Here is a 25,693-nt window from a genome sequence, read left to right as displayed (position 1 = left end):
CCGCGGAGCCCGTCCGCACGGCGTCCGCACGGCCGGATAACTCCGGCCGATCACGTCATCGAGACCCCCTCTTTGACTTCTACCGTAAATTCTCCGATGGTGATCGATGGATTGATGGACCGATGGATTGACGGGCCGCTGGTTTGGCGGCCCGGTGGATCGATGAGCGAGAAATTCGATCCCGGCGGTCAAAACCCCCGGGCAGAGGAAGAAGGCAGCACCCCATGCCCCGACCACACCCCGACCACAGCGCCGATCCGGCCAGACCCGGTCCGCCCCGGCACCACGTCGCCGAGCCACGCCCCGGCACCCCGTCCCCGCTGACGGACCGCTTCGGACGGATCCACACGGACCTGCGGGTCTCGCTCACCGACCGGTGCAACCTGCGGTGCACGTACTGCATGCCGGCCGAGGGGCTCGACTGGCTGCCCCGTGCCGAGGTGCTCACCGACGACGAGGTCGTGCGCCTGATCCGCATCGGCACCAGGCGCCTGGGAATCACCGAGGTCAGGCTGACCGGCGGCGAGCCGCTGCTGCGCCGCGGCCTGCCCGGCCTGGTCGCCCGCATCGCCGCCCTGGACCCGGCCCCCGAACTCTCGCTCACCACCAACGGCATCGGCCTCGCGCGCAGCGCCGCCGCCCTGCGCGAGGCCGGGCTGAGCCGGGTCAACGTCAGCCTGGACACGCTGCGCCCCGAGCGGTTCGCCGCGCTCACCCGGCGCGACCGGATCACCGACGTACTGGCGGGCCTGGCCGCCGCGCGGGACGCGGGCCTGGCCCCCGTCAAGGTCAACGCGGTCCCGGTACGGGGCGTCAACGACGACGAGATCGCCGATCTGGCCGCCTTCGCCGCGGAACACGGGTACCAGATGCGGTTCATCGAGTCGATGCCGCTCGACGCCCAAGGCGCCTGGGACCGCGACCGCATGGTCACCGCCGCGGAGATCCTGGAACGGCTCGGTGACCGCTTCGCACTCGTTCCGGTCGAGCGGCGGGACAACGCGCCGGCGGAGGAGTGGCGGATCGTCGGCACGACGGCCGTGGTGGGTGTCATCGCCAGCGTCACCCGCCCGTTCTGCGGCGGTTGCGACCGGGTGCGGCTGACCGCTGACGGGCAGCTGCGCAACTGCCTCTTCGCCACGGAGGAATCCGACCTGCGGACGCTGCTCCGCGACGGTGCCGACGACGCGGCAGTGGAGGCGGCCTGGCGGACCTCGGTCGCGGGCAAGGGCCCTGGCCACACCATCAACACCCCGGAGTTCCGCCGCCCGGACCGCCCGATGTCGGCCATCGGCGGCTGACGGCCCGCCGCCGCCCGCCGCACCCGCCCACACCACCGGGAACCGACGACGAGACCCGACGACGCGAACCGCCCAAGACAACACCCGACGAGACCGGACAAGACGACAAGGTGAGCCAGATGCGCAAATGGATCGAAGCGGCCAAGGCCGAACTGGGCGTCGACCTGGACGTCGACGTCGCGGAGCTGCTCGACATGACCAAGGTCGTCGCCCACGGCGTGGCACGCCCCGCCGCCCCCCTGACCTCCTTCCTGGTCGGCTATGCCGCCGCGCGGGAAGGCGGCGGCCCCGGCGCCGTCGCCGCGGCGAACCGCAAGGTGACGGCGCTCGCCGAACGCTGGACGGCCGAGCACGAGAACGGCTCGGCGACCGCATGACCGGGGCACGCACGAGCACCCTGGACGGCACACACCGGCACAGGTCCCGGGCGGACAGGCACGCGACGGGCCCCGCCCCGACGTGGGAACAGGCCAGGTCCATCGCCAGGGACTGCGCGGGACAACCGCTGCCGGCCGTCGCCCGCCCCCTGCCCGACGCCCTGGGCCGGGCGCTCGCCGCACCGTTGGCCGCCCTCACCGACCTGCCGCCGTTCGACACGTCCGCGATGGACGGCTGGGCCGTGGCGGGCCCGGGACCGTGGCGGGTGCGAGGCGCCGCCGTCCTGGCCGGCGACCGGCCCGAGCCGATCGGCGACGGCAGTGCCGTCCCCATCGCCACCGGCGCCCGGCTGCCGTCCGGCGCGACCGCCGTACTGCGCAGGGAGCACGGCGACACCGGCACCGGCGAGCTGCACGACCGCTCCGCGGAGCCCGGCCCGTTGCCTCCTGGCCGCGACATCCGGCCGCGCGGCCAGGAATGCCACGCGGGCGAACCGCTGCTCCCCTCCGGCACCACCGTGACCCCGGCGGTACTGGGCCTGGCGGCGGCGGCCGGATACGACAGGCTCGTCGTCCACCGCCGCCCGACCGTGGAACTGCTCGTACTCGGCGACGAGTTGCTGCACTCAGGACCGCCACGGGACGGACGGGTCCGCGACGCACTCGGCCCGCTGCTGCCGCCCTGGCTGCGCGGCTTCGGCGCCGATGTGACCGGATGCCGCCCGGTGGCGGACGACGCGGAGCTGCTGCGGGATGCCGTACGCCACTCGGCCGCCGACGTCGTGGTCACCACCGGCAGCACGGCCGCCGGCCCGGTGGACTTCCTGCACGACGTCCTCGGCAAGGCGGGCGCCCGGCTGCTGGTCGACTCCGTAGCCGTACGGCCCGGCCACCCCATGCTGCTGGCCGAGCTGCCGCCGGCCGACAGCGGACGGCCCCGGCTGCTGGTCGGCCTGCCAGGCAACCCGCTGGCCGCCGTGGCGGGCACGGTGACCCTGGCCGCGCCGCTGCTGCGACGCCTCGGCGGCCACCCGGACGCGGAGCCGCGCCGCACGACCGCGGGCGCCGCGCTGCCGGGGCACCCGCGGGACACCCGCCTGCTGCCGGTGCTGCGCGGCGAACACGACGTCGCGCCGCTCCCGTTCGACGGCCCGGCGATGCTGCGCGGCCTCGCGTTCGCCGACGGCCTCGCGGTGGTCCCGCCCGGCGGCGTGGCCCCCGGGGACGCCGTGCAGGTCCTGGACATACCCGGACGCTGACCGAACGAGCGGACGCCGCCCCCCCCGGTACGCGGTCAGGCAGCCGGGACGACGGTGACCTTGACGTGCTTCATGATCGGCTGGTCGCTCTGGGTGCTGTAGTCGCCGAGCGCGCACAGGACGTTCATCTCGGGCATGTAACCGGCCGCGCAGCCGCGGGGGATGTTGTAGGGGATGGCGAGGTAGCCGTCGAGGTGGCGGTGGCTGCCGTCCTTGGCGGTGCTGGTGATGTCGACGGGGTCGAACTCGCCGATACCGCGTTCGCGCATGTCGTCCTTGTTCATGAAGACGAGGGTGCGCAGGTTCTTGACGCCGCGATAGCGGTCGTTGTCGGAGTAGATGGTGGTGTTCCACTGGTCGTGGGAGCGCATGGTGCCCAGCGCCAGGGTGCCGGGCGCGGGGACCACGTCGGGCAGCGGCGCGGCGGAGAACTCGGCGCGTCCGGACGGGGTGAGGAAGACCAGCTCGCGGGCGGGCTGCTTGATGCGGAAGCCGAGCGGCAGGCGCACCCGGCGGTTGAAGTCCTCGAATCCGTCGAGGACTTGGGACATGGTGTCCCGGATGCGGTCGTAGTCCTCGATGTACCACTCCCAGGGAGTGGAGCTGGCGGGCAGCGCCGCGCGGGCCATGCCGGCGACGATGGCGGGCTCCGACAGCAGGTGCGGTGAGGCGGGGCGCTTCATGCCGATGGACAGGTGGACCATGCTCATCGAGTCCTCGACGGACGTGCTCTGCACCCCCTTGCGCTGGTGGTCCTTCTCGGTACGGCCCAGGCACGGCAGGATGAGGGCCTGCCGGCCGTGGACGAGGTGGCTGCGGTTGAGCTTGGTGCTCACCTGGACGGTCAGGTCGCAGTTGCGCAGGGCCCGGTAGGTGTAGGGCGTGTCGGGCGCCGCGAGGGCGAAGTTGCCGCCCATGCCGACGAACACCTTCACATCGCCGCGGTTCATCGCCTGGATGGTGCCGACGGTGTCCAGACCGTGCTCACGCGGCGGCTCGATCGTGCAGGCAGCGGCCAGCCGGTCGAGGAACTCGTCGCCGGGACGGTGATCGATACCGCAGGTGCGGTTCCCCTGGACGTTGCTGTGCCCGCGCACCGGGGAAGGTCCGGCACCCTCACGTCCCAGATTGCCGCGCAGCAGCAGCACGTTGACGATTTCCCGGACGGTGTCCACGCCGTGCTCGTGCTGGGTCAGGCCCAGGCACCAGCTGACGATGCTGCGGTCGGCCTCGCCGTACACGCGCGCCGCCTTGAGGATGTCGTCGCGGCTGACCGCGGACTGCTTCTCGATCTCATCCCACGATGTGGCCTCGCACAGGGCCCGGTACGCGTCGAACCCGGCCGTGTGCCGCTCGATGAACTCCCGGTCCAGCGCCTTGGGGTCGGTGGCGGACTGCTCCAGGATCGCCTTGGCCATGCCGCGCAGCAGCGCCATGTCGCCGCCGATGCGCGGCTGGAGGTTCAGGGTGCTGGTCCTGGTCGTCTTGAAGAGCGCCATGTCCGTGAAGTCGTGCGGGACGATGGTGCGGGTGGCGGCTGCCTCGACCAGCGGGTTGATGTGCACGATCTGAGCGCCGCGGTGGTACGCCTCGGCAAGGGCGGTGAGCATCCGCGGCGCGTTGGACGCGGCGTTGACCCCCAGGATGAACAGCGCGTCCGCGCTCTCCCAGTCCTTGAGGTCGACGGTCCCCTTGCCGGTGCCCAGGGACGCCTGGAGGGCGCGTCCGCTGGCTTCGTGGCACATGTTGGAGCAGTCGGGCAGATTGTTCGTGCCCAGCTCACGGGCCATCAACTGGTAGAGAAAAGTGGCCTCGTTGCCGAGCCGTCCCGACGTGTAGAACGACGCCTGATGCGGGTTGTCCAGTCCGCGCAGAGCACGGCCGACCACCTCGAACGCGTCCTTCCAGCTGATCGGAACGTAGTGGTCGGATGCGGGGTCGTACGCCATCGGCTCGGTCAGCCGGCCCTGGTTTTCCAGGTCGTAATCGCTCCAGCCGGCGAGTTCGGTCACCGAGTGCGCGGCGAAGAATTCCCGCCCGACGCGCTTACGCGTCATCTCCCACGTGACGTGTTTGATGCCGTTTTCGCAGATGTCGAGGTGCAGACCCTTGGTGTCGTCCGGCCATGCACATCCCGGACAGTCGAATCCGGTGTTCTCGTGATTCATCCGCATGATCGCCCGCGGCCCGTCCACCAGCGCGCCCTCACGCAGCAGGAACCGGGTCACGCTCTTCGCGGCGCCCCATCCCGCGGCGGGGTGGTGATAGGGACGGAATTCCGGGGCGTCTGTGGGGGTGGGGCCCACATGGGGCTCCATTCGGTCCTGTTCCTCGGGGGACGCGCTCAAGACTCTCACCCTTCCGCCACGCGGACGTGGGCCGGCGGACGACATGTCCGCTCAGGCTAAATGTGGGGATAAATCCGTGCCACTCGGCCCTCGGAATGCCCGTGCGGGGCATATGGGTGAACCGAGTGAACCTTTCCCGTACGGGATCAGTGGGCCGCCGGGATGTGCTGGACACCGATCCGCTTGCGGAATACCCAGTACGTCCAGCACTGGTAGAGCAGCACGACCGGCAGGAACACCGCCGTCACGACGGTCATCACCGTCAAGGTGTAGCTCGCCGACGAGGCGTTGGCGACCGTCAGCGACCAGTCGGCGTTGAGCGTCGAAGGCATCACGTCAGGAAACAGCGACAGGAACAGCATCGCGAACGACGCCACGACGGTCAGCCCCGACAGGACGAAGGCCCAGCCGTCCCGCCCGACCTCGTTGGCGATCAGCGCTCCGGCCGTCGCCGCCACCGCGACGATCAGTGCGCCCAGGCTCCAGCCGTCGCCCGAGTGCGCCTGCGTCCAGATCAGGAAGACCAGTGCCAGTACGGCGGTCACCCCGCCCAGCGCCCGCGCCCGCGTCCGCGCGCGGGCACGGATGCCACCGACCGTCTTCAGCGACGCGAAGACCGCGCCGTGGAAGGTGAAGAGCACCAGCGTCAGCAGCCCGCCGAGCACCGCGTACAGGCCGAACAGGTCCCCGAAGCCGCCCACGTACGACTGGTGTTGGTCGATGGCGATGCCGCGGACCATGTCGGCGAAGATCACACCCCAGAGGAACGCGGGCAGCAGCGACGTCCAGAAGATGGCCAGTTCCCAGTTGCGCTGCCAGCGTTCGCCCGTCCGCTTGGCCCGGTATTCGAAGGCCACACCCCGGACGATCAGACAGATCAGGATGATCAGCAGCGGCAGGTAGAAGCTGCTGAACAGCGTGGCGTACCAGTCGGGAAAGGCCGCGAAGGTCGCACCCGCGGCCGTGATGAGCCAGACCTCGTTCCCGTCCCACACCGGGCCGATGGTGTTGATCAGAACCCGTCGTTCGGTGGTGTCACGGGCCATGAGCCGGGTGAGGATTCCGATGCCGAAATCGAATCCCTCAAGGAAGAAATAGCCCGTCCACAGCACGGCGATCAGAATGAACCAGAGATCGTGGAGATGCATGGCGATCCGTCCTCAGTACGCGAAGGCGAGGGGCTTGTCGGAGTCTCCGCCGGAAGGGCCGCGCAGGGTCGGGTCCTTGGCCGGGGGACGTTCGTCGGTGTCGGGGCCTGCCGCGGCGTACTTGGCCATGAGCCGTACCTCGATCACCGCGAGTACCGCGTAAAGGCCGGTGAACGTGGCCAGTGCGCCGATCTGTGTGCCCACACCGATATGGGGGGAGACGGCGTCGGCGGTGCGCATCAGCCGGAAGACGACCCAGGGCTGACGGCCCATTTCGGTGAAGATCCAGCCGAAGCTGTTCGCGACCAGCGGGAAGCACATGGTGAGGATGCCGATCCGCCAGCTCCACTTGGTGAAGAAGACGTTCATCTCACGGTTCCTGGTGAGCATCAGCCGTGGTGGTTCGTCCTCGCCGGTGCGGTACCGGGGAGCGAGCCAGAATTTCCTGCGGGTGGTCCACAGACCGATCAGGGCCGCCACGAAACTGGTCATCCCGAAGCCGATCATGAGGCGGAATCCCCAGTACGTCATGAAGATGCTCGGGAGGTAGTCGTGCGGCCTGCCACCGAATTCGGCCGCCTCCTCACGCGCCCTGTCATTGATTCCCGGGACCGGGGAGGAGAAGTCGTCCTTGGCGAGAAAGGACAGTGCGCCGGGGATCTCCAGCTCGACGGCGTTCCGTCCTTTGGAGACGTCGCCGACCGAGAAGACCGAGAAGGGGGCGGGAGCCTGTGTGTCCCAGAGCGCCTCGGCGGCTGCCATCTTCATCGGCTGCTGCTCGAACATGACCTTGCCGAGGCGGTCGCCGCTGATCGCCGTGCCCAGACCCGCCACCACGGCGATGACCAGGCCGAGCCGCAGCGAGGTGCTCATGACGGTGATGGTCCGGCGGTTGGTTTCCGTGCCGCGTTTGGCTCGCCACAGGTGGTACGAGGCGATGCCGATCACCAGGGCCGCGCCGGTGAGGAAGGCCGCCGTCAGCGTGTGGAAGACCTGGACCAGAGTGGTGGTCTGGAAGAGAACCCGGCCGATGTCGGTGAGTTGGGCCTTTCCTGTGACGGGGGCGATCTTGTATCCGACCGGGTGCTGCATAAAGGAGTTGGCCGCCAGAATGAAGTACGCGGAGAGCAGGGTGCCGATGGCGACCAGCCAGATGCACGCACAGTGCAGCTTCTTCGGCAGCCGGTGCCAGCCGAAGATCCACAGCCCGATGAACGTGGACTCGCAGAAGAAGGCGATCAGCGCCTCCATCGCCAGCGGGCCGCCGAAGACGTCACCGATGAAGCGGGAGTAGGCGGACCAGTTCATGCCGAACTGGAACTCCTGAAGAATGCCGGTGACGACCCCCATCGCGAGGTTGATCAGAAAGAGCTTTCCCCAGAATTTCGTGGCGTGGAAGTACGTGTCCTTGCCGGTCCTTACCCAGGCGGTTTCCAGCCCCGCCACGATGGATGCCAGGCTGATGGTGAGCGGGACGAAGAAGAAGTGGTAGACGGTGGTGATGCCGAACTGCCACCGCGCGATGGTCTCGTGACCGATTGCCAACTCCACTGCACCCTGCTCTCACTCGGTTTCGCCGCGTTCCGGGGCATAGGTATCTCTAGTGCATGGCACCCGCGAATCGGGTGAAGCCTGTCTGAGGGCGCGGGTGAACGTTCCTTGCAATCGCCGGATCGGCCCCCTGACGGCTTTACGCGGGGCGGCGGACCATTACCGACTCCGCGATGACGTGAACACCGGCCCCCGGACATCTGCCACGTGTTCGTGTTCGCGGAAATGCCCGCCCCAGCGCGATACTCGCCCTCATGATGCGCCTGAGAGTGGTGTGCGAATCACGCCACAGTGCCGCCGTGACGGATCTCCTGAATACCGAACCGGGGGTCGCTCACCTCACGGTCGCGAAGGGAATCGGCCGGCATCCCTTCGGTGACGTCATTGAAGCCGTGGTCGCGCGTGAGGTCGCCGAGGACATTCTGTTCCGGTTGGCGCAGCGCGGCGTACAGCGTCGCGGTGAGGTCAGTCTCCAGCCGATCCACACGATGCTGTCCGATACCGCCGAGGCCGCCGAACGCGCCGCACCCGGTGACAGTTCCGATGCCATCATCTGGGACGAACTGATTTCCACCACCGGCGAAGAGAGCCAACTGAGCCCCGTTTTCCTCACGTTCCTGACCATCGCCTGCCTCCTCGCCGCGGTGGGCGTGATCACCGACTCCGCGATCACCCTCGTGGGGGCCATGGTGGTGAGCCCCGACTTCGGACCGCTGGCAGCGCTCGCGGTCGCCATCGTCGGCGGGCGACGCGACCTCGCGGCCCGTGCCGGGCTGGCCCTCGGTGTCGGATTCCCGCTGGCGATGCTGGTCACCGCGGCGTTGACGCTCCTCGCCAGGACCGGTGGCCTGTTCGAACCCGGCGAACTGTCCCACCTCCGGCAGGTGTCGTTCATCTACCAGGTGGGACCGTTCTCCGTCATCGTCGCGCTGCTCGCCGGTGCCGCGGGCATGGTCGCGCTCACCTCGGAGAAGCAGGGCGCGCTGATCGGGGTCTTCATCTCCGTCACCACCGTGCCCGCCGCCGGGTTCGCCGTACTCGCCGCGGTCGCGGGCGACTGGCTCCGCTGCGGCGAAGCCGCCCTCCAACTCCTCATCAACCTCGCAGGCGTCACCCTCGCCGGCGCCCTCACCCTGCTCATGCGACGACGGCACCTCATCCCCGGCACCGGCGCCGCCCCCACCGACGCGTCACACGGGTAGCCGCCCGCCCGAGGTCACGCGGGCACCCGACCGTCCGGCCCCATGGCTTGTCCACCGTTCCGGGACCGCACTACCTTGCCGCTGTGGATCTCTTCTCACGCTCTTGGACAGCGCTGCGCACGGCGGTCGCCGCACTCCCGGACGAGGACTTCGCGCGGCCGTCCGGCTGCGCCGGCTGGCTCGTGCGCGACCTCGTGTGCCACCTGATCATCGACGCGCAGGACGTCCTGATCACCCTCGTCACCCCCGCCGCAACGGAACCCACCGTCGACGCGGTGACCTACTGGACCGTCGCGGACCAACCGCCGACCGGCGATGACCCGCTCGACGCGCTGATCGTCCGGCTGGCCGCCGCCTACGAGGACCCGCGCCTGCTCACGTTCCACTTCGACGACGTCGGCGCCGCCGCCGGACGCGCCGCCGAACTCGCCGACCCCGACGCCCGGGTGAGCACCCAGGACATGGTCCTCACCGTGGGCGACTTCCTCACCGCTTACGTCCTGGAATGGACGCTGCACCACCTCGACCTGATCGCGCACCTGCCGGGCGCGGTGGAACCGCCGGCGGACGGCCTGGCCCGCGCCCGCGCGATGCTGGAGGAGATCGCCGGCGCCGCGTTCCCCGCGTCGTTCACCGACAAGGACGCGCTCCGGGTCGGCACCGGCCGCCGCCCGCCGACCGAAGCGGAACGGGCCGAACTCGGCGAACTGGCCGGGAAGCTGCCGTTCGTCGTCGGCTGACGGGCCTACGGGGTCAGGACATGAAGGCGAGGCCGTGGGCGACGCCGTTGCGCCGGATCTCGGAGGTGCCGGTCAGGATGCGGACCATCCGGAACATGCGGAACATGCGGAACATGCGGAACATGCGGATCTTGCGGAACACGAACTCGATCTCGTTGCCCGGGTGAGCCCAGGCCGCAAGGCGCCCGGTTCCCGTCAGGTCACGGGGAGCTTGCCCGGCCGGCGTCGCGTATGCCCCCGGGGGGTAAGGTGGCGATCTCGGTGACACAGCCACAAGGGGAGTCGATGACGAAGCGGAGAGCTGGTGGCCGCGGTTCGGCCGCGCGCTTCGCCTTCGCCGCGCTCCTGGCCGTGTGCGTCGCGGTGGCGGTGCTGATCCACCACGAAATGCCGATGCTCGCCGCCCCGCCTGCGTCGGCATCCGGCCATGCCGCGCATGCCGTCATGGACGAGACCGCGGACGAGAAGGCGCCGAGTGCGGCGGAGCCGACCGTGGCGAACTCCTCGGAACGCAGCGCAGGCGCAGCGGGATGCGCCGCTCCGGGAACGGCGCACTGCAACGCGGCAGGAATCGACAGCGTGCAGCTCGCCGTGCCCGACCAGGGTGTGCTCGACCCGTTCGCCGACCTGCGCAGCGCCGCGGCGGGACGGGTGCCAGGAGGCGTGGCGAGCCGCGCCCCGCCGGATTTGTCCGTCCTCTCCGTACTGCGGATCTAGGACGCTTCTGATGGATCTCCGCGGCGTTCCATCAGAAGCGTCCTAGGCCGTCCCGCACGGCACGCCACGTGCCGTCCGCGCCATGGCCACCTCCGCAGTTTTCACGTCAGAGGACGTCACATCATGAACAGCATCACCCGTCGCTCCCTCGTGCTCGCCGGGCTCGGCACCGCCGGGGCAGGCGCGCTCGCCGCCTGCGGCAGCAACGCAGGATCGGGATCGGGGAGCGGCCAGGCACTGGTCAGCCCCGCCGGCTCGGCGGTCGCCGACACCGAGAAGAAGCGCGCAGGCACCGGGCGGGAGCACAAGCTCACGCTGACCGCCGCGCCCGCCACCGTCGACCTGGGCGCCGGCATCATGCCCAAGACCTGGGCCTTCGACGGCCGTACGCCGGGCAAGGAGGTCCGGGTATCCGCCGGCGACACCCTGGTCGCCACCCTCGCCAACCAGCTTCCGGGGAAGACGCCGACCTCCGTCCACTGGCACGGCCTCGCGCTGCGCAACGACATGGACGGGGTGCCGCCCACCACACAGACCGCCGTACGGGCCGGTTCCACCTTCACGTACCGCTTCATCGCCGAGGCGCCCGGTACGTACTTCTTCCATCCGCACGTGGGCGTCCAGCTCGACCGCGGTCTGTACGCCCCGTTGATCGTCGAGGACCCCAAGGAACCCCTCGGCTACGACGACGAGTGGGTCGTTGTGCTCGACGACTGGCTCGACGGCGTGAGCGGCACCCCCGACGAAGCCTTCGCCGAACTCAAGCACGGCATGGGCGACATGGGCGACATGCACGGCGGCGGGGACTCGGGCTCCGGAGGCATGTCGCACGACGGCATGTCCCACGGAGACACGGGTGGAATGGGCGGGATGGGCGGGGGGAGTTCCGCCTCCGCTTCCCCCGCGTCGTCGGGCGACGGCATGTCCATGAAGTTCATGCTCATGGGCGCCACCAGCAAGCTGCTGGGCGGCGACGCGGGCGACGTGAAGTATCCGCACCACCTCGTCAACGGCCGGGTGGCCGCCGACCCGGACGTCTACACGGGCAAGCCGGGCAAGAAGGTCCGGCTGCGGATCATCAACGCCGGTTCGGACACCGCCTACCGCGTGGCTCTCGGCGGCCACCGGCTGACCGTCACCCACACCGACGGCTTCCCGGTCCGGCACCAGCAGGTGGACGCCCTGCTGATCGGTATGGGCGAACGCTACGACGTCCTGGTCACCCTCGACGACGGGGTCTTCCCGCTGGTGGCAGCCGCGGAGGGCAAGGGCGCGAGCGGCCTGGCCCTGGTGCGGACGGGCTCCGGACGCAAGCCGTCCGCCACCGTCCGTCCGAAGGAACTCGACGGGAAGATCGTCACGGCCTCGCAGCTGCGCGCCGCCGACAGCGTGCGCCTGAAGCAGGCCGGGACCGACGTCACCCACCGGATCCAGCTGACCGGCGGCATGGCGAAGTACGACTGGGCCATCAGCGGCAAGCCGTTCGACATGACCCATCCCCAGGCAAACCCCCTCCGCATCACGGAGGGCCAGCGGGTACGGCTGGACTTCGTCAACGAGACCGACATGTGGCATCCGGTGCACCTGCACGGCCACACCTACCAACTCGGCGCATCAGGACCGCGCAAGGACACCACGATCGTGCTGCCGCAGCAGAAGATCTCGGTGTTCTTCGACGCCGACAACCCCGGCCAGTGGATGCTCCACTGCCACAACGCGTACCACGGCGAGGCCGGGATGATGGCGAACGTGGCGTACCGCGCCTGACCGAGCCGTGGCCGCCGTGACGGCGGAAGGTCCGGGTCCGTCGGGTGACGGGCCCGGACCTTCCGGTCGGCGGATGCTCAGACGCGGTCGGCGGCGATCAGGAGGTACTGGAAGGAGCCGTCCTCGTAGGAGTTGATGAACGCCTCTTCAATGCCGGTGACCAGCGACGACGTGGCCCGCAGCTTCCAGTACGGCAGGGTCGCGGGAGTCAGGTCGACGACGGCCTGCGGTACGAGACGGTTGTCGGCCATGGCGCGCAGGTACTCCCGGCGGGAGTGGATGTTGCACTCGAAGTGCGCGTTGATCTGGGAGACCCACTTCGACGGCTGGCCGTAACGCGGGTTCCAGCAGCCGGTGATGGTCACATAGCGCCCGCCGACCGCGAGGACGCGGGAGTGCTCGGCGAAGAGGTCGTGCAGGTCGACATACATGCTCGACTCGTTGTTCCACGAGGCCGCGGCCTGCCCGGTCCCGAAGGGCGTGTCGAGCATGTTGCACACGCGAGCCTGGACGTGGTCATCGATGCCGAGTTCCTTGGCACGCCGGTTGGCGAAGTCGGCCTGCTTCGCGGAGAGGGTGACGCCCTCGACGTTGCAGCCGAACCGCTGATGGGCCATGACCATCGAACCGCCCCGGCCACAGCCGGCGTCCATCAGCGTGTCGTCACGCTCGACGGATCCGAGGTGGTCCAGGAGTACTTCGGCCTGCGCCGACTCCAGGCGGTGGAGCTCGGCGATCAGCTTCTTCTCGTATGCGCTGTCCTCGGCGTCCCCGAGGGCACCGTGATCGACGGCGCCGATGCCGTAGTGGTGGTGGTAAAGCCCGTCGACGTCGCCGAGACGCAGGTTCACGGGCCTGGCCTCCTGGTCCCAGTAACGGGCGATGTCCCCCTGGTAGGGCGACGCCGGGGTGGGGATGAACAGGGAGGTGCCGGTGGTGAGTTCGGTGCTAGTCACAGAGAAGTCCACTCCTTACCAGAAATCGGGCAGGCTGTATCGGTAGGTATTGGTCTGATGCCAGTAGTGGTTGCCGTCGACCCACACGGCCACTCCCCGCAGGAAGCGCAGCACGCTCGGGACGGGGCAGGCGGCGGCCAAGGCGGCGGCCTCGGCTTCGAAGTCGTGCATGAGGTCGTTGTGGACCTCGACCGCCTTCAGATAGGCATCCCGGTCGGAGACGCCCTCACGTTCGGCGATCACGACGGGCAGGTTCAGATGCCGGCCGGGGCTGTTGAGTTCCTTGGTGTATGAGTACAGGTCGTTGACGATGGTGGTGGCATTGCCGGCGAGCGCGATGACCCGCTGCATGTCGGCCCTGGCGTGCAGGTTGGCCGGCAGCTCGTAGCCGCCGACGGTGTCGGTGATGGTGGGGCAGGGGCGGAAGTTGTTGAACTGGCGCATCGCCAGGTACTCCCACACCTCCGGAACCTGATCCGTCTGGGCCCAGGCGGCCTCGGCGAGGTACCCCAGGTGCAGACGGGCCATGTCGTGCCGGAACCGGTCGGCCTGCGAAGCGGTGGACTGCTGGAGGAAGTACTCCATGGCGGACCGGTAGGCGCGCCGAGGAGCGTCCGACTGGAGCGACTCCACCCACGCCGGCGCGTACTCATCCGTCGTGTGCAACGGGTCGAGTGCCGTGTGCGCCAGCAGGAGGCGGCTGCCGAGACCGATGGGCGAGCCGCCGTGGTCCTCGCAGTAGCAGTCGTCGACCGCGTTCTCGGCGACCATCAGCCGCGTGGCGACCATCAGGTGGTCGACGGTCGGAGCGTCCGGATGGCAGGCGACCATGTAGCGGCCGACGGAGAAACCGTCGAACTGGTCCTCCCACTCCGGCGGGTACGCCTGGACCTCGTGCACCGCCCAGGTTTTGATCCTGCGGCTGATCTCTGCCACCCGCGCCGGGTCGGGCTGCGGCACGGGATGGTGGTAGAGGCCAGGGACCGGGGTGCCGTCCGCCGGCGTCTCGGGCGCCGCAGGGGCCTCATCGCGGCGGCCCGGGTGCAGGCTCGCCGTGCCCAGACCACTGGGGCCGCGCAGGATCCGTTCCAGGGCGGAGCCCGGTCGCGGCACCGTGGCCGCGGCCTCCCGCGCCTGCTGCGCGATCAGGTCACCACCGGGGCCGTCCACGGGAGTGGCCCTGATGGCACGGAGGGAGGGCGGGCCGGGCAGCGCGGGCCGGACGCCGGTTTCGGGACCGGTGACGTGGCCGTGCGCCCCGGAGCGGGACGCCGTGGCGGGCGGGCTCGACTGTAGAGGGGAAGGCCCAGGATCGGGCATCCGTAGCTCCTTGGTGAGATGAGGTGGGCTGCCCCGGATCCCGGGCGTGCTCGCCCGGCCCGGGAAGGTCCGGGCCGTCGTGGCCGTCGAGCGGATCCGCTAGCCGTTGCGGCGGCCGATCTGCACGTTCTCCAGCACGCCGAGCGCATCGGGCACCAGGATGGCGGCGGAGTAATAGGTGGAGACCAGGTACGAGATGATCGCCTGCTCGTTGATGCCCATGAAGCGCACCGACAGGCCCGGCTCGTACTCCTCCGGCAGGCCGGTCTGGCGCAGACCGACGACGCCCTGGTTCTCCTCGCCGGTACGCATGGCGAGGATCGAGCTGGTGTTGCCCTTGCTGATCGGGATCTTGCTGCACGGCAGGATCGGAACCCCGCGCCAGGCCGGGACCTGCTGTCCGCCGAGGTCGACGTGGTCCGGGTAGAGCCCGCGGGCGTTGAACTCGCGCCCGATCGCCGCAATCGCCCTGGGGTGGGCGAGGAAGAGCTTCGTGCCGCGGCGACGGGAGAGCAGGTCGTCGAGGTCGTCCGGGGTCGGCAGGCCGGAGTGGCTCTGAATCCGCTGCTTGAAGGCGGCGTTGTGGAGGAGGCCGAACTCCCGGTTGTTGATCAGCTCGTGCTCCTGGCGCTCGCGCAGCGCCTCGATGGTGAGCCTGAGCTGCTCCTCGGTCTGGTTCATCGGCCCGTTGTAGAGGTCGGCGACCCTCGTGTGGATCCGCAGCACCGTCTGCGCGACGGAGAGTTCGTACTCACGCGGGCGGAGTTCGTAGTCGACGAAGGCGCCGGGCAGTTCAGGTTCGCCGGTGTGTCCGGCCGACATCGCGATCTCGGCCTCGCCGTGCTTGTTCTGCCGCTGTTGGGGAAGCGAGCGGAACTGCTCGATGTGGGCCTGGAGGCTCGGCGCCGTGGACAGTACGGAGGCGAAGTCGGCGCGGGACAGGGTGAGCAGGGTGCCGGCGGTCTCGGCGGTGATGGTGCGGTCCCACGTGGCGTCGGCGTCCAGAAGAGCGTCCTCGCCGAAGCGGTCGCCGTCGGCGAGCACGTCGTCGGAGACCTCGGTGCCGTACTTGCCGGCGGCGGTCTGGCTGACCCGGCCGTGCGCGATCAGGTGGATCTGCTCGGCCTGGGCGCCGCGCTCGGCCAGCACCTCGCCGACGCGGAAGTCGCGCTGGACGCACCGGTTGGCGATCGCGGTCAGCACCTCGATGTCTTCGAAGCCGCGCAGCAGGGCCAGTTCGCCGAGTTCGCGGGGGATCACCCGGACGTTGGCGCCGTCCTGGACGAACTCGATCTGCCCATCGCCGACGGTGTAGGTCAGCCGGCGGTTCACCCGGTAGGCGCCGCCCTTGGTCTCCACCCAGGGGAGCATCCGCAGCAGCCAGCGAGAGGTGATCTCCTGCATCTGCGGGGCGGACTTGGTCGTGCTGGCGAGGTTGCGGGCAGCCGCGGTGCTCAGGCTGGTCTGCCGGGGCGCCGCCGGCTGCGCTTCCGGGCCGGTCTCAACGGTCATCTGGCGAAATCTCCTTCGCGAAGGGGGGATCGGGGTACGCGGGCCAACCGGTGAATAGGAAGGAGGCCGGATCTCAGGAAATCCGTCCGGTTCCCGGGGACCAGTAAAGGGCCGTGACGCCCAGCTCACGCAAAGGAGACCGGCGGTGTTACCTCGATGCAGTGATCTTGGTCGGCATGAGGTTTATACGGATAACCGAAAGTATTCGGCCTACTTGATCGAGAGCGCGTCAGGTGCGTGGCACGGCTGCCGCCCCCGTGCTCCCTTCGGCTTCCTGCGCACGCGAGGTGACGCCTCGTCAGCCAAAGATCAACGACCAGGAGTCCCGTGTACGTGCAGTCGCAGGGGAGGGCTGCCGTCGGCGGCGAAAGGGGCCCCGGGCGGCAGTCGTTCGCCGCCGTCCGCGACGGCCCGAAGGTGCCCTCGGCACCCGGGCGGAGGCGAATCCGGCCAAGTTCCCCGCCGAGTCGGATCCCGGCGGGCGGGAGTCGTGAACCGGCCGGATCATGTCCCGAGCCCCGGGGCGCGACGCCCACGGCACCACACTGCGCGTAAACGCGCGTCACCCCGGTGTTGACGTCCACAACTGCCGTGATGGCGGCTCGCTTTGAGGCGTCAGCTCGGTCGTGGCCGAAGCCCCGGGGGAATGCGGATGCCGGGGAAATGTAGGGAAGACAAAGGGTTTTGGGGGAGTGCGGCGGCAGGGTGACGGCGGTGCCACACCTGCGGCGCTTGAACGGCGCAGGGCTGGTCGCGGAGGTCGAAACGCGGGCGGTTCCGCGCGGCGTGGCATCCGCGCGGAACCGGGACCGGAACCGGGACCGGAACCGGGACCGGAACCGGGACCGGAACCGGAACCGGGACCGTAGAGGGATCAGCTCATGCGCTCGCGTACTTCCGCCCGAGCCGGATCCCTACTTGCTGTGCATGATCTGGATCAGGTTGCCGCAGGTGTCGTCCAGTACCGCGGTGGTGACCGGGCCCATCTCCAGCGGCTCCTGGGTGAAGCGCACCCCCAGCTCGCGCAGCCGGTTGAACTCCGCGGGTACGTCGTCCACGGCGAAGGAGGCGACCGGGATGCCGTCCTGGACGAGCGCCGTCGTGTACGGCTTCACCGCGGGATGGCCGGACGGCTCCAGCAGCAGTTCGGTCCCGTCGGGCTCCTCCGGTGAGACCACCGTCAGCCACCGGTCCTCGCCCAGTGGGACGTCGTGCTTCGTCACGAAGCCCAGCACGTCCCTGTAAAAGCGCAGGGCCTTTTCCTGGTCATCGACGAAGACGCTGGTCAGGTGAATCTTCATGGGTGCTCTCCCGTGCATCGGGCCTGAGCCACCGGCTCACGATGCGCTCAAGGGGTTCGGTGTTCAGATCGTGGAACTTGTAGCGGCCCTGGCGTCGCGAATGGATCAGACCCGCGGATTCCATTACGGCAAGATGCTGGCTGATCGCCTGGCGGGACAGCCCGAGACCGTGCTTGGTCACCAGCCGTGCGCATATCTCGAACAGGGTTTGGCCGTCCCGCTCCACCAGCTCATCAAGGATGCGCCGACGGGTGGGATCGGCCAGAGCCTTGAAAACATCCTCCGTCACAACCCACACCATAGGCAAGTGGTGACTTGCCTATCAAGTTCGCCGCGCCTTCGGGCAGGTGGCACGGCTCAGAGGGCGCCGTCATCGCGCGCTTTCCCGGCCGCCGTTTCCTTGTCGCCCTTTTTGCCGCCCTTGATGAGGTCGGCCGCTTTCTCCGCGGCCATGATGGTGGGGGCGTTGGTGTTTCCGCGGGGCACGGTCGGGAATACCGAGGCGTCGACGACCCGCAGGCCCGCGACGTCGAATACGCGCAGTTCGGGGTCGATCACGGCGCCGATGGCGCAGGTCGATGTCGGGTGGTAGAGCGTATGCCCGGATCGCTGTGCCCAGGCGAGGAGGTCCGCGTCGGAGTCCGAGGCCGGCACGTCGTAGGGCCCGGTGATGAGGTCGGCCACCGCCCGTTGCGCCGCGATGCCGAGGGCGATCCGGATGCCGGCGATGATGCAGTTCCGGTCTTCGGGTGTCGTCAGGTAGTTGTGGACGATCCGGGGTGCGGTGTCGGGGCGGGGGGAGCGCAGTGTGACGGTGCCGCGGCTGGTGGGGGCGAGTACGCAGGGGCCGAAGGCGAAGCCGTGTTCGGTGGCCGGGCCGAGTCCTTCCTGGTGGAAGAGGACGGGGGCGGCGTGGAATTGCAGGTCCGGGGCGTCCAGGCCGTCCCGGCTGCCGAAGAAGCCGCCGGTCTCACCGATGTTGGAGGTCAGCGGGCCGCGCCCTTCGCTCTGCAGCAGCGCGGCGTTCTCCGGGCTCGCGGCGCCGGCCAGCGACTCGGCGTCGGTGCGGAAGTTCAGCAGGGTCATGTAGTGGTCCTGCAGGCCCTGGCCGACGGGCAGGTCGCGGATGACGTCGATGCCGAAGGCGGACAGGGCGGCGGCGGGGCCGATCCCGGAGAGCATCAGCAGCTTCGGGGACTCGTAGGCGCCCGCGGACAGGATCACCTCGCGTTCGGCGCGGACGACCTCGACGGTGCCGGCCCGTTCCACCTCCACACCCGTCGCCCGGCCGTTCTCGATCACGATGCGGTGGGCGTGGGCCGAGGGGAGGACGGTGAGGTTGGGGCGTTCGAGGGCGGGGTGCAGGTAGGCGACGGCGGTGCTGCAGCGCATGCCGCCGCGCTGGGTGAGCTGGTAGCGGCCGATGCCGAACTGCGTCTCGCCGTTGAAGTCGTCGTTCGCCTCGTGTCCGGCCTGCTCGGCGGCGTGCAGGAAGGCGGTGGCGAGGGGGTGCCGGGACCTTCCGTCGCTGACCGTCAGCGGCCCGCCCACGCCGTGGAAGGCGTCCTGGCCGCGCTGGTTGTCCTCGGCGCGCCGGAAGTACGGCAGTACGTCGGTGTAGGACCAGCCGGTGGCGCCTGCCGCGGACCAGCTGTCGTAGTCGGCGCGGTTGCCGCGGATGTAGATCATGGCGTTCATGGAGCTGGTGCCGCCGAACATCTTGCCTCGGGGCAGATAGGTCCGCCGTCCGCCGATCCCGGGTTCAGGGTCGGAGTCGAAGTCCCAGTCGAGGCCGGTCTTGAACAGTTGGGGGAAGGCGGCGGGGATGTGGATTTCCTGGGCGGTGTCGGGGCCGCCCGCCTCGATGACCGCCACCCGGGCATCGGGGTCTTCGGACAGCCGTGCCGCCAGCACGGAGCCCGCCGATCCGGCGCCGACGATGACGTAGTCGTAACTGCTCATTCCGTCTCCTTCATGCTCATTACGTCTTCACGTCTTCTTGGGCTGAGGAGTGCGTGGTACGGGCGAAGAGTGCGCAGATCGTGGATGGAGGGGAGCGCGCCGCATCGGGCAGCGCGACATGGTCGTCGGTGTCGACCTGCACCAGGATCGGGCACGCCAGGCGCCCTGGAAAGGAGGCGTTGCTATCCGCTACGCCCCGGTTCCGCCCGTTCCTTGGTGAAGATTCGGAAATTGCGTGCGGCGGGGGTGGTGCGGCGGGTGCGGTGCCAGGCGATGCCGATGGTGCGGTGGGCGGCGGGGTCGGTCAGGGGTATCAGGGCGAGGCCGGCGGGTTCGGTGGTGTCGGGGTCGCGGGGGAGTACGGCGACCCCCAGGCCGGAGGCGACCAGGCCGCGAATGGTGGCGATTTCGGTGGCCTCCAGGGCGATCGTGGGGGTGATGCCGGCCCGGGAGAAGAGCAGGTCGGTGGTCTGGCGGAGGCCGAATTCCGTTCTGAGGGCGATGAATTGCTCCGATGCCGCATCGGAGACCGCGAGTTCCTTGCGGGCGGCCAGTGGGTGGGCGGCCGGGACCGCCAACCACAGGCGTTCTTCGCGGAGCGGGTGCCAGGAGAGGTCCGGATCGGCCGGCTCGGGGCTGGTGATGATCAGGTCCGACTGGCCGTCGCGCAGGCTCTGCACCACTGCGTCGGCCGCGTCGGAGTGCAGCAGGAACTGCGCCGTCGGCGCCTGCTCGCGGTATGCGCTGATGAGTTCGGGGATCAGCCAGCGGCCGAAGGAGTGTGGGAAGGCCAGGGAGATGGTGCCCTGATGGGGATCGAGCAGGGCCGCGATCCGGTCCTCCGCGGTGGCGATCTCCTGGAGGGCACGCCGCACGTGATGCCGGAAGACCTCGCCGCGCGGGTTGAGGCGGAGCCGGTGGTGGTCGCGGTCGAAGAGCGGTGTGCCCAGTTCCTTTTCCAGACGGTGCAGCGCGCGGGAGAGCGTGGGCTGGGCGATGTGCAGCATCGCGGCGGCATCGGTGACGTGTTCCGTATCGGCCAGGACGAGAAACCAGCGCAGTTCAGCGACGTTCATCGGTTGATTATGCGTCAGGGGAATGAACTCGGTACGTGGCAGTCATTTTTCAAACGGGCCGGTGCGTAAGAGCCTTTATGGCACAGGCCCTTGGGGATCGTCCCGGGGCCGACCGAGGAGGCTGACCACCGTGTCCGACCAGCAGGAACGCGAGCAGGCGCGTGAGCAGAAGCGTGCCCAGGAACGTCCGCAGGAGCGTATGCGGGAACGCGCACAGGGGTGTGGAGTCGGCGAAGGCGCGAGGCCGGAACGGTCCGAGCCGACACTCTCCTGGCAGGGCCGCTATTTCGAGGATTTCACCGTCGGCGACGTCTATCGGCATCCGCTCGGCCGTACGGTCACCACGACCGATAACACCTGGCTGACACTGCTCACCCAGAACACCGCACCCCTGCATTTCGACGCGCATTACGCGGCGCAGACCGAATTCGGGAAGCCGCTCGTCGATTCCACCTTCACTCTCGCGCTGGTGACGGGCCAGAGCGTCACCGACATCTCCCAGCACGTGATGGCGAACCTCGGCTGGGACAAGGTGCGGCTGCCGCACCCGGTCTTCGAGGGCGACACCCTCTACTCGCAGTCCGAGGTGCTCCTGGCGCGTGCTTCGAAGTCCCGGCCGGAGGTGGGCGTCGTGACGGTGCGGACCGTGGGGTTCAACCAGCGCGGCGAGGTCGTGATCGTCTTCGAGCGCACCCTGCTCGTCTACCGGCGCGGGTACGGCCCCGGCTTCGCCGAGGTCCGTCCGGTGTGGGACGAGCGCTCGCGCAAGGCCCTGTCGTGAGCGCCGAATCGCGGGAGCGCTCCTGGCTGTTCGTGCCCGGTGACCGGCCCGAGCGGTTCGGCAAGGCGGCCGGCAGCGGAGCCGACGTGGTGATCTGCGACCTTGAGGACGCGGTGGCCCCGGCGCACAAGGACGCCGCGCGCCGCGAGGTGGCCCGCTGGCTCACGTCGGGACAGCCGGACGGAGAGCGGGGTTCCGCCTTCGTACGGATCAACGGCGCGGACACCGAGCAGTACGCCGAGGATGTCGCGGCGATCGGCGGGGCGCCAGGACTGCGCGGGGTGGTGCTGCCCAAGAGCGAGCAGGTCGACCAACTGCACGCGCTGATCGCTGCGTTGCCGCACGGCGTCCCGGTGGTCGCCCTGGCCGAGACCGCACTCGGGGCGCACCAGGCCACCGCCCTTGCCAGGGTGCCGGGCGTGCACCGACTGGCGTTCGGCTCGGTGGACTTCGCCCTGGACCTCGGCGCGCGGGACGAGCCGGAGGCCCTGCGCTACGCCCGCTCCCGGCTGGTGCTGGCCTCCCGGGTGGCCGGCATCGCGGCGCCCCTGGACGGAGTGACCACGCGGCTGGACGCCCCCGAGGTGCTCGCCGCCGACGCGCAGGCCGCGCGCGGGCTCGGCTTCGGCGGCAAGCTCGCCGCCCACCCGGCACAGATCGACGGCATCAACGCCGCGTTCGGTCCCACACCGCGGGAACGCGCCTGGGCCGAGCGTGTGCTGGCCGCCGTCCGGGAGGCGGGCGAATCCGCGATCCGGGTGGACGGCCAGATGATCGACCGGCCGCGCGTCGAACTCGCCCGGCGGCTGCTCGGGAGCCGGGAGTGAAACCACCGGCAGCCACCAACACCCCTACAGCCGCGGCCGATCCCCCCCCCAGATCCCCCCCAGGGCGGGCACGTTGGAGGCGTATGCCGGTGAACTTCCCCGCTCCGAACGCGCTGTCCGCGCCCGCGAAGATCACCTGGGCGAGTACCCCTTCCCCGTGGACGTGACCGACCACGGCATGCCGTATAGTTGATCTTGAGCGCGGGCCGGGATTCCGGTTACTGCGCCCGGCGTTGGTGGTCCAAGGAAAGGCGCCCCACTTCCTGTGGGGAGATGCAGGTGCAAGGCCTGCCCAGCGCTCGACGAGCCCCGTCCCTCGGTGTGAGGGGCGGGGCTTTTTGCTGCCCGGCACGGGTGAATTGGAACCCCAACTGCGCACCGGCCGCGACCTGGATCGCGCCCGGGAGTATTTCCGCCACGGCGTAGAGGCGGCGTTCCCGGCGAACGGCCGGGCGGGCGTCTGGCCGGTGAGGCTTTCTCAATCAGCCGGCTGCAACGGGCATCCGGCGCCGACGCGCACCTCAAGGTCGGTTCGCAGGGCGGCGAGTTCGGCCATGCGCGCGTCGATGACCTGGATCTTCTCCTTGAGCAATACAGACAGTGCTTCCGCGGCATTCGGCGCGTCGCGAAGTTCCTCGCCGTGCCGTGCGATCTCCGCCAGTGAGAATCCGAGCGACTGCGCGGTGCGGATGTAGTGCAGCCAGATCACTGTCTCGGGCGGAAAGTCGCGATATCCGTTGGACAACCGTCGGCCTGTGACGAGGCCGAGTTTCTCGTAGAACCGAATGGTGTCCTTGGTCATGCCCGCTTGTGCGGCCAGCTCTCCGATGCGCATGCCCCTCCGTCGGATCGTGGCTTGACCTTGGAGCGTACTCCACCGTTTAGCGTGAAGCGCCGCTGTCCGGCACGGCACCACCGTGGTGCGCCCGGTCGTCGCCCGGCGAACTGCATTCCTGGAGAGGGAACATGACGCGAATCCATCACCTGAACTGCGGCACGATGCAGCCGGTCGGCGGCCGGCTCATCAACGGCAACCGGCCGCCGTTCCGGACCGCCCGGATGGTCTGCCACTGCCTGCTGATCGAGACCGACCAAGGGCTGGTGCTGGTGGACACCGGGGTCGGCCTGCACGACATCGCCAACCCCGGGCAATCCCTGGGCCGCGCATTCCTGTTCCTCACCCGGCCGCGTCTGGACCCCGCCGAGACAGCGGTGCGCCAGGTGACCGAGCTGGGATACGCGGCCGACGACGTCAGGCACATCGTCTTGACCCACCTCGACCTCGACCACGCCGGCGGGCTGCCCGACTTCCCCAAGGCAAAGGTCCACCTCCACGCGACCGAGCACCGAGTCGCGATGAAGGCCGCCACACGGGCCGAACGTTCCCGATACCGAACCGGCCAATGGGCTCATCGGCCCGACTGGGTCACCTACAACTCCGACGGCGGAGACCACTGGTTCGGCTTCGAGGCCGTACGGCAACTCCAGGGGATTCCCGCCGACATCGCGCTGATACCGCTACCTGGTCACACCCGCGGACACACCGGTGTGGCAGTGCGCCGCCAAGCGGAGACGGACAGTGCAACCAGCCCTCACTGGCTGCTGCATGCCGGGGACGCCTACTTCTCCCATCGCGAGATCGATCCACTGGCTCCACACTCCACGCCAGGATTGGCCCTTTTCCAGACGCTGGTCCAAGTCGACGGCCCAGCCCGCCACCGCAACCAGGCCCGGCTGCGCGAATTGGCGAAAGAGCATGGCGATCAGATCGAAATCTTCTCCGCCCATGATCCGGTCGAACTCGACCGCTACCGGCAGAACGAGCCGCGGACCGTCGCGCAGGAACGCCAAGCGGGCCAGCCGTCCTGACCACCGCCGACCCCGTTCGGTCAGCCACCGTGCGCGGTGAGCGTGTACCCCTCCGGCCCCTCGAAGGAGAACATCGGCCCGAAGGGGCTGTCCGTCATCGGCGTGAAGATCTTGATGCCGGCGGCGACGAGCTGGTCGTGGAGCTGGTGAGCGTCCGAAGTCCGGAACCAGAGCACCACGCCGAGACCCGGTCGTGCGACGTCGGCAAGGTCGGTGCCCGGGAGGAGTGCGCGGACGGCGAACGGGGTCGGCGCGGTGTCGAACACGACCGCGTGCGGGGGCGAGACCGCGGCTCGGCGCAGCCCCAGGTGCTGCTCGCAGAAGGCCGCCGCGGCTTCCACGTCGTGGACCTGAAGGGCGATGAAGTCGGGACCGTCGATGACAGCAGGCATGAGTTTTCCCTCTCGATGTCAGAACTTTGACATAAGGGAGGCTAGGGCGCCGGGGTAAGCCATGTCAAAATGCTGACATGAGTGAGGCTGACATGAACGAGAGTGTGCCGACGGACCCGCTCCGTCCCGCGGACGACGTCACCCACCACGTGGGATATCTGCTCAAACGCGCCCAGGCGGCCCTGCGCGGCGCCATGGACAAGGCTCTGCGCGAGCACGGGCTGACCGTGCCGCAGTACTCCACTCTCGAACTACTGGCCCTGCACCCCGGCATGTCGAACGCCGACCTCGCCCGCGCGACCTTCGTCACCCGACAGTCCGGGAACGTCGTGCTGCGGGGCCTCCAGGAGGCGGGACTGATCACCCGCCCCGCCACCGCCGATCACGGCCGGGCCCGGCCCGCCAGCCTCACCGAAGAGGGCCGCACACGTCTCGCCGCGGTCCAGACCGCCGTGTACGCCGTCGAACAGCGCATGGTCGAGGCGATCCCGTCCCAGCGCGTCGCGGCGCTCCTGGCCGACCTCGACCGCATCGCGGCGGCTCTGGAGGGCTGACCCGCCGGGCGGGTGCGAAGACGCCCTACGGCGACGGGCAGGTGCGCGCGTGCGCGGCCTCGGGTCAAGGAATTTCCCCTGGCCGTGCGTACGGTCGCGTAGCGCGCAGGGAGACTGCCGGTCAGCGCTGCTCGGTCCGGTGACCGGGCTCCGGGCGGATCACTGCTACGCCGGAGTGCAGGTCCACGGAACTGCGCGGCGGTGCACCGGACTCCGCATCGTCACGGAGGGCGAGCCGGCGTTCCTTCTCCTCCTGGACATGCTGTTGTGAGGGCTGGAAGAGCTCGTCCCACGCGCCGGACGTCGCGCCGCCCCCTCCGAACTTGCGTCGGCGCCGACCCGCCCACACGAAGAGCAGCACCCAAAGGGCAGCGACCACGCCCGCGACCGTCAGCAACATCTGGCCCCGCCTCCGAATGCCGATCTTCTGGGAGCCATCGCACGCCCGGCGCAGCAGCCAGAAAATCGGAATCCGTTCGTGCCGATGGCGGATAGCATGGCGCTCATGCTGGCCCATCTGATGTCCGAGGCGACAGACCGCGCGCAGTCCGCGGTCCGCTTCGGCATGGCCAGGTTCTCCCGGGGCCGCCGGGCCATCGACCGTCGCCCGGCCGGCCTGGTGTGGATCTCCAGGCGTCGGCCCATGATGGTCTCCGGCGCCTGACGCGCGCACCGCTTCCGCAGTTCCCCGCGTCCGGGCCCGCGCTTCCATCACCTCCGCGTCCTCTGCACA

Annotated in this window: 26 protein-coding genes and 1 pseudogene; 12 read left to right on the top strand and 15 right to left on the bottom strand. The window is 69.5% G+C overall.

Translation table 11 applies throughout. The features are described 5' to 3' along the window. The first annotated feature begins 224 nt into the window (after positions 1-224). The 3 genes and pseudogenes from moaA (at position 225) to ACIBK8_RS24305 (ending at position 2,937) form a co-directional block, all read left to right on the top strand. Positions 225-1,301: a GTP 3',8-cyclase MoaA gene (gene moaA, locus ACIBK8_RS24315; protein ID WP_399043944.1), complete on the top strand. Its 1,077-nt coding sequence runs from the start codon at positions 225-227 to the stop codon at positions 1,299-1,301. A 119-nt stretch (positions 1,302-1,420) separates the two neighbouring features. After that, positions 1,421-1,678 (top strand): annotated as a pseudogene (locus tag ACIBK8_RS24310) (DUF6457 domain-containing protein); the annotation flags it as partial. After that, complete coding sequence (locus tag ACIBK8_RS24305) at positions 1,675-2,937, top strand: molybdopterin molybdotransferase MoeA (RefSeq protein ID WP_399043943.1); 1,263 nt, start codon at positions 1,675-1,677, stop codon at positions 2,935-2,937. The pseudogene ACIBK8_RS24310 and the gene ACIBK8_RS24305, both read left to right, overlap by 4 nt. A gap of 35 nt (positions 2,938-2,972) precedes the next feature. Here ACIBK8_RS24305 and ACIBK8_RS24300 read toward each other — a convergent pair whose 3' ends face one another. The 4 genes from ACIBK8_RS24300 to ACIBK8_RS24285 form a co-directional block, all read right to left on the bottom strand. Then, positions 2,973-5,255 carry an FdhF/YdeP family oxidoreductase gene (locus ACIBK8_RS24300; protein WP_399043942.1) on the bottom strand — a complete coding sequence of 761 codons (2,283 nt, stop codon included), beginning with the start codon at positions 5,253-5,255 and terminating at the stop codon, positions 2,973-2,975. A gap of 176 nt (positions 5,256-5,431) precedes the next feature. Continuing rightward, positions 5,432-6,433, bottom strand: coding sequence for a cytochrome d ubiquinol oxidase subunit II (gene cydB / locus ACIBK8_RS24295; RefSeq protein WP_399043941.1), 1,002 nt, complete (start codon positions 6,431-6,433; stop codon positions 5,432-5,434). Positions 6,434-6,445: 12 nt separating this feature from the next. Beyond that, positions 6,446-7,984 (bottom strand): cytochrome ubiquinol oxidase subunit I, encoded by a 1,539-nt coding sequence (locus tag ACIBK8_RS24290; protein WP_399043940.1) that lies wholly within the window; start codon positions 7,982-7,984, stop codon positions 6,446-6,448. Positions 7,985-8,265: 281 nt separating this feature from the next. Further along, a complete protein-coding gene (locus ACIBK8_RS24285) occupies positions 8,266-8,469 on the bottom strand; it encodes a hypothetical protein (RefSeq protein WP_399043939.1) in 204 nt (67 codons plus the stop codon). Between the two features lie 3 nt (positions 8,470-8,472). Here ACIBK8_RS24285 and ACIBK8_RS24280 point away from each other — a divergent pair, with 3 nt between their 5' ends. Both ACIBK8_RS24280 and ACIBK8_RS24275 read left to right on the top strand, forming a co-directional pair. Next, positions 8,473-9,186 (top strand): DUF389 domain-containing protein, encoded by a 714-nt coding sequence (locus tag ACIBK8_RS24280; RefSeq protein WP_399043938.1) that lies wholly within the window; start codon positions 8,473-8,475, stop codon positions 9,184-9,186. Positions 9,187-9,269: 83 nt separating this feature from the next. Then, positions 9,270-9,926 (top strand): maleylpyruvate isomerase N-terminal domain-containing protein, encoded by a 657-nt coding sequence (locus ACIBK8_RS24275; RefSeq protein ID WP_399043937.1) that lies wholly within the window; start codon positions 9,270-9,272, stop codon positions 9,924-9,926. 13 nt (positions 9,927-9,939) lie between these two features. Here ACIBK8_RS24275 and ACIBK8_RS24270 read toward each other — a convergent pair whose 3' ends face one another. Next, the gene (locus tag ACIBK8_RS24270) at positions 9,940-10,068 is read right to left on the bottom strand and encodes a hypothetical protein (protein WP_399043936.1); all 129 of its coding nucleotides are present in this window, start codon (positions 10,066-10,068) and stop codon (positions 9,940-9,942) included. Between the two features lie 143 nt (positions 10,069-10,211). On the opposite strand from ACIBK8_RS24270, the gene ACIBK8_RS24265 reads away from it, so the two are divergent. Then, positions 10,212-10,643 (top strand): DUF6153 family protein, encoded by a 432-nt coding sequence (locus ACIBK8_RS24265; protein ID WP_399043935.1) that lies wholly within the window; start codon positions 10,212-10,214, stop codon positions 10,641-10,643. A gap of 123 nt (positions 10,644-10,766) precedes the next feature. Next, on the top strand, positions 10,767-12,410 hold the full coding sequence (locus ACIBK8_RS24260; RefSeq protein ID WP_399043934.1) for a multicopper oxidase family protein: 1,644 nt from the start codon (positions 10,767-10,769) through the stop codon (positions 12,408-12,410). Between the two features lie 77 nt (positions 12,411-12,487). Here the strand turns inward: ACIBK8_RS24260 and ACIBK8_RS24255 are convergent, their stop codons facing one another. From ACIBK8_RS24255 to ACIBK8_RS24225, 7 genes are all read right to left on the bottom strand, one after another. Then, complete coding sequence (locus ACIBK8_RS24255; protein WP_399043933.1) at positions 12,488-13,366, bottom strand: geranyl diphosphate 2-C-methyltransferase; 879 nt, start codon at positions 13,364-13,366, stop codon at positions 12,488-12,490. Between the two features lie 15 nt (positions 13,367-13,381). Continuing rightward, entirely contained in the window at positions 13,382-14,686 is a 1,305-nt protein-coding gene (locus tag ACIBK8_RS24250) for a family 2 encapsulin nanocompartment cargo protein terpene cyclase (protein WP_399043932.1), read from the bottom strand. A 99-nt stretch (positions 14,687-14,785) separates the two neighbouring features. Continuing rightward, positions 14,786-16,198 carry a family 2B encapsulin nanocompartment shell protein gene (locus ACIBK8_RS24245; protein ID WP_399043931.1) on the bottom strand — a complete coding sequence of 471 codons (1,413 nt, stop codon included), beginning with the start codon at positions 16,196-16,198 and terminating at the stop codon, positions 14,786-14,788. Positions 16,199-17,112: 914 nt separating this feature from the next. Then, positions 17,113-17,499 (bottom strand): VOC family protein, encoded by a 387-nt coding sequence (locus ACIBK8_RS24240; protein WP_399043930.1) that lies wholly within the window; start codon positions 17,497-17,499, stop codon positions 17,113-17,115. Further along, positions 17,465-17,788 (bottom strand): ArsR/SmtB family transcription factor, encoded by a 324-nt coding sequence (locus ACIBK8_RS24235; RefSeq protein ID WP_399043929.1) that lies wholly within the window; start codon positions 17,786-17,788, stop codon positions 17,465-17,467. The genes ACIBK8_RS24240 and ACIBK8_RS24235 overlap by 35 nt, the downstream gene beginning before the upstream one ends. A 68-nt stretch (positions 17,789-17,856) precedes the next feature. Continuing rightward, the gene (locus tag ACIBK8_RS24230; protein WP_399043928.1) at positions 17,857-19,461 is read right to left on the bottom strand and encodes a GMC family oxidoreductase; all 1,605 of its coding nucleotides are present in this window, start codon (positions 19,459-19,461) and stop codon (positions 17,857-17,859) included. Between the two features lie 182 nt (positions 19,462-19,643). Then, positions 19,644-20,537, bottom strand: a complete 894-nt coding sequence (locus ACIBK8_RS24225) for a LysR family transcriptional regulator (RefSeq protein ID WP_399043927.1) — start codon at positions 20,535-20,537, stop codon at positions 19,644-19,646. A gap of 130 nt (positions 20,538-20,667) precedes the next feature. Here ACIBK8_RS24225 and ACIBK8_RS24220 point away from each other — a divergent pair, with 130 nt between their 5' ends. Both ACIBK8_RS24220 and ACIBK8_RS24215 read left to right on the top strand, forming a co-directional pair. Beyond that, positions 20,668-21,318: a MaoC family dehydratase gene (locus tag ACIBK8_RS24220; RefSeq protein WP_399043926.1), complete on the top strand. Its 651-nt coding sequence runs from the start codon at positions 20,668-20,670 to the stop codon at positions 21,316-21,318. Beyond that, entirely contained in the window at positions 21,315-22,145 is an 831-nt protein-coding gene (locus ACIBK8_RS24215) for an HpcH/HpaI aldolase/citrate lyase family protein (RefSeq protein WP_399043925.1), read from the top strand. Before ACIBK8_RS24220 ends, ACIBK8_RS24215 begins: the two co-directional genes overlap by 4 nt. A 478-nt stretch (positions 22,146-22,623) precedes the next feature. Here ACIBK8_RS24215 and ACIBK8_RS24210 read toward each other — a convergent pair whose 3' ends face one another. Beyond that, the gene (locus tag ACIBK8_RS24210) at positions 22,624-22,980 is read right to left on the bottom strand and encodes a MerR family transcriptional regulator (protein WP_399043924.1); all 357 of its coding nucleotides are present in this window, start codon (positions 22,978-22,980) and stop codon (positions 22,624-22,626) included. Between the two features lie 131 nt (positions 22,981-23,111). Between ACIBK8_RS24210 and ACIBK8_RS24205 the strand changes: the two genes are divergently transcribed. Then, on the top strand, positions 23,112-24,014 hold the full coding sequence (locus ACIBK8_RS24205) for an MBL fold metallo-hydrolase (RefSeq protein ID WP_399043923.1): 903 nt from the start codon (positions 23,112-23,114) through the stop codon (positions 24,012-24,014). A gap of 20 nt (positions 24,015-24,034) precedes the next feature. Here the strand turns inward: ACIBK8_RS24205 and ACIBK8_RS24200 are convergent, their stop codons facing one another. Beyond that, entirely contained in the window at positions 24,035-24,406 is a 372-nt protein-coding gene (locus ACIBK8_RS24200; protein WP_399043922.1) for a VOC family protein, read from the bottom strand. 92 nt (positions 24,407-24,498) lie between these two features. Between ACIBK8_RS24200 and ACIBK8_RS24195 the strand changes: the two genes are divergently transcribed. Continuing rightward, a complete protein-coding gene (locus ACIBK8_RS24195) occupies positions 24,499-24,960 on the top strand; it encodes a MarR family winged helix-turn-helix transcriptional regulator (RefSeq protein ID WP_399043976.1) in 462 nt (153 codons plus the stop codon). Positions 24,961-25,081: 121 nt separating this feature from the next. On the opposite strand, the gene ACIBK8_RS24190 is transcribed toward ACIBK8_RS24195, so the two are convergent. Next, positions 25,082-25,477 (bottom strand): DUF6191 domain-containing protein, encoded by a 396-nt coding sequence (locus ACIBK8_RS24190; protein ID WP_399043921.1) that lies wholly within the window; start codon positions 25,475-25,477, stop codon positions 25,082-25,084. Here ACIBK8_RS24190 and ACIBK8_RS24185 point away from each other — a divergent pair. Beyond that, a complete protein-coding gene (locus ACIBK8_RS24185; protein ID WP_399043920.1) occupies positions 25,466-25,624 on the top strand; it encodes a hypothetical protein in 159 nt (52 codons plus the stop codon). The genes ACIBK8_RS24190 and ACIBK8_RS24185 overlap by 12 nt on opposite strands. Positions 25,625-25,693: the final 69 nt, after the last annotated feature.

Source organism: Streptomyces sp. NPDC050161 (assembly GCF_044460025.1).
Lineage (GTDB): Bacteria > Actinomycetota > Actinomycetes > Streptomycetales > Streptomycetaceae > Streptomyces.
This window is presented reverse-complemented; position numbering and strand designations above follow the sequence as displayed.

What these genes read in the sequence shown, in the direction of transcription:
- moaA (WP_399043944.1), top strand. Translation starts at nt 225, where the DNA reads ATGCCCCGACCACACCCCGACCACAGCGCCGATCCGGCCAGACCCGGT.
- ACIBK8_RS24305 (WP_399043943.1), top strand. Translation starts at nt 1,675, where the DNA reads ATGACCGGGGCACGCACGAGCACCCTGGACGGCACACACCGGCACAGG.
- ACIBK8_RS24300 (WP_399043942.1), bottom strand. Translation starts at nt 5,255, where the DNA reads ATGGAGCCCCATGTGGGCCCCACCCCCACAGACGCCCCGGAATTCCGT.
- cydB (WP_399043941.1), bottom strand. Translation starts at nt 6,433, where the DNA reads ATGCATCTCCACGATCTCTGGTTCATTCTGATCGCCGTGCTGTGGACG.
- ACIBK8_RS24280 (WP_399043938.1), top strand. Translation starts at nt 8,473, where the DNA reads ATGCTGTCCGATACCGCCGAGGCCGCCGAACGCGCCGCACCCGGTGAC.
- ACIBK8_RS24265 (WP_399043935.1), top strand. Translation starts at nt 10,212, where the DNA reads ATGACGAAGCGGAGAGCTGGTGGCCGCGGTTCGGCCGCGCGCTTCGCC.
- ACIBK8_RS24260 (WP_399043934.1), top strand. Translation starts at nt 10,767, where the DNA reads ATGAACAGCATCACCCGTCGCTCCCTCGTGCTCGCCGGGCTCGGCACC.
- ACIBK8_RS24250 (WP_399043932.1), bottom strand. Translation starts at nt 14,686, where the DNA reads ATGCCCGATCCTGGGCCTTCCCCTCTACAGTCGAGCCCGCCCGCCACG.
- ACIBK8_RS24245 (WP_399043931.1), bottom strand. Translation starts at nt 16,198, where the DNA reads ATGACCGTTGAGACCGGCCCGGAAGCGCAGCCGGCGGCGCCCCGGCAG.
- ACIBK8_RS24240 (WP_399043930.1), bottom strand. Translation starts at nt 17,499, where the DNA reads ATGAAGATTCACCTGACCAGCGTCTTCGTCGATGACCAGGAAAAGGCC.
- ACIBK8_RS24230 (WP_399043928.1), bottom strand. Translation starts at nt 19,461, where the DNA reads ATGAGCAGTTACGACTACGTCATCGTCGGCGCCGGATCGGCGGGCTCC.
- ACIBK8_RS24225 (WP_399043927.1), bottom strand. Translation starts at nt 20,537, where the DNA reads ATGAACGTCGCTGAACTGCGCTGGTTTCTCGTCCTGGCCGATACGGAA.
- ACIBK8_RS24210 (WP_399043924.1), bottom strand. Translation starts at nt 22,980, where the DNA reads ATGCGCATCGGAGAGCTGGCCGCACAAGCGGGCATGACCAAGGACACC.
- ACIBK8_RS24205 (WP_399043923.1), top strand. Translation starts at nt 23,112, where the DNA reads ATGACGCGAATCCATCACCTGAACTGCGGCACGATGCAGCCGGTCGGC.
- ACIBK8_RS24200 (WP_399043922.1), bottom strand. Translation starts at nt 24,406, where the DNA reads ATGCCTGCTGTCATCGACGGTCCCGACTTCATCGCCCTTCAGGTCCAC.
- ACIBK8_RS24195 (WP_399043976.1), top strand. Translation starts at nt 24,499, where the DNA reads ATGAACGAGAGTGTGCCGACGGACCCGCTCCGTCCCGCGGACGACGTC.
- ACIBK8_RS24185 (WP_399043920.1), top strand. Translation starts at nt 25,466, where the DNA reads ATGCTGGCCCATCTGATGTCCGAGGCGACAGACCGCGCGCAGTCCGCG.
- ACIBK8_RS24190 (WP_399043921.1), bottom strand. Translation starts at nt 25,477, where the DNA reads ATGGGCCAGCATGAGCGCCATGCTATCCGCCATCGGCACGAACGGATT.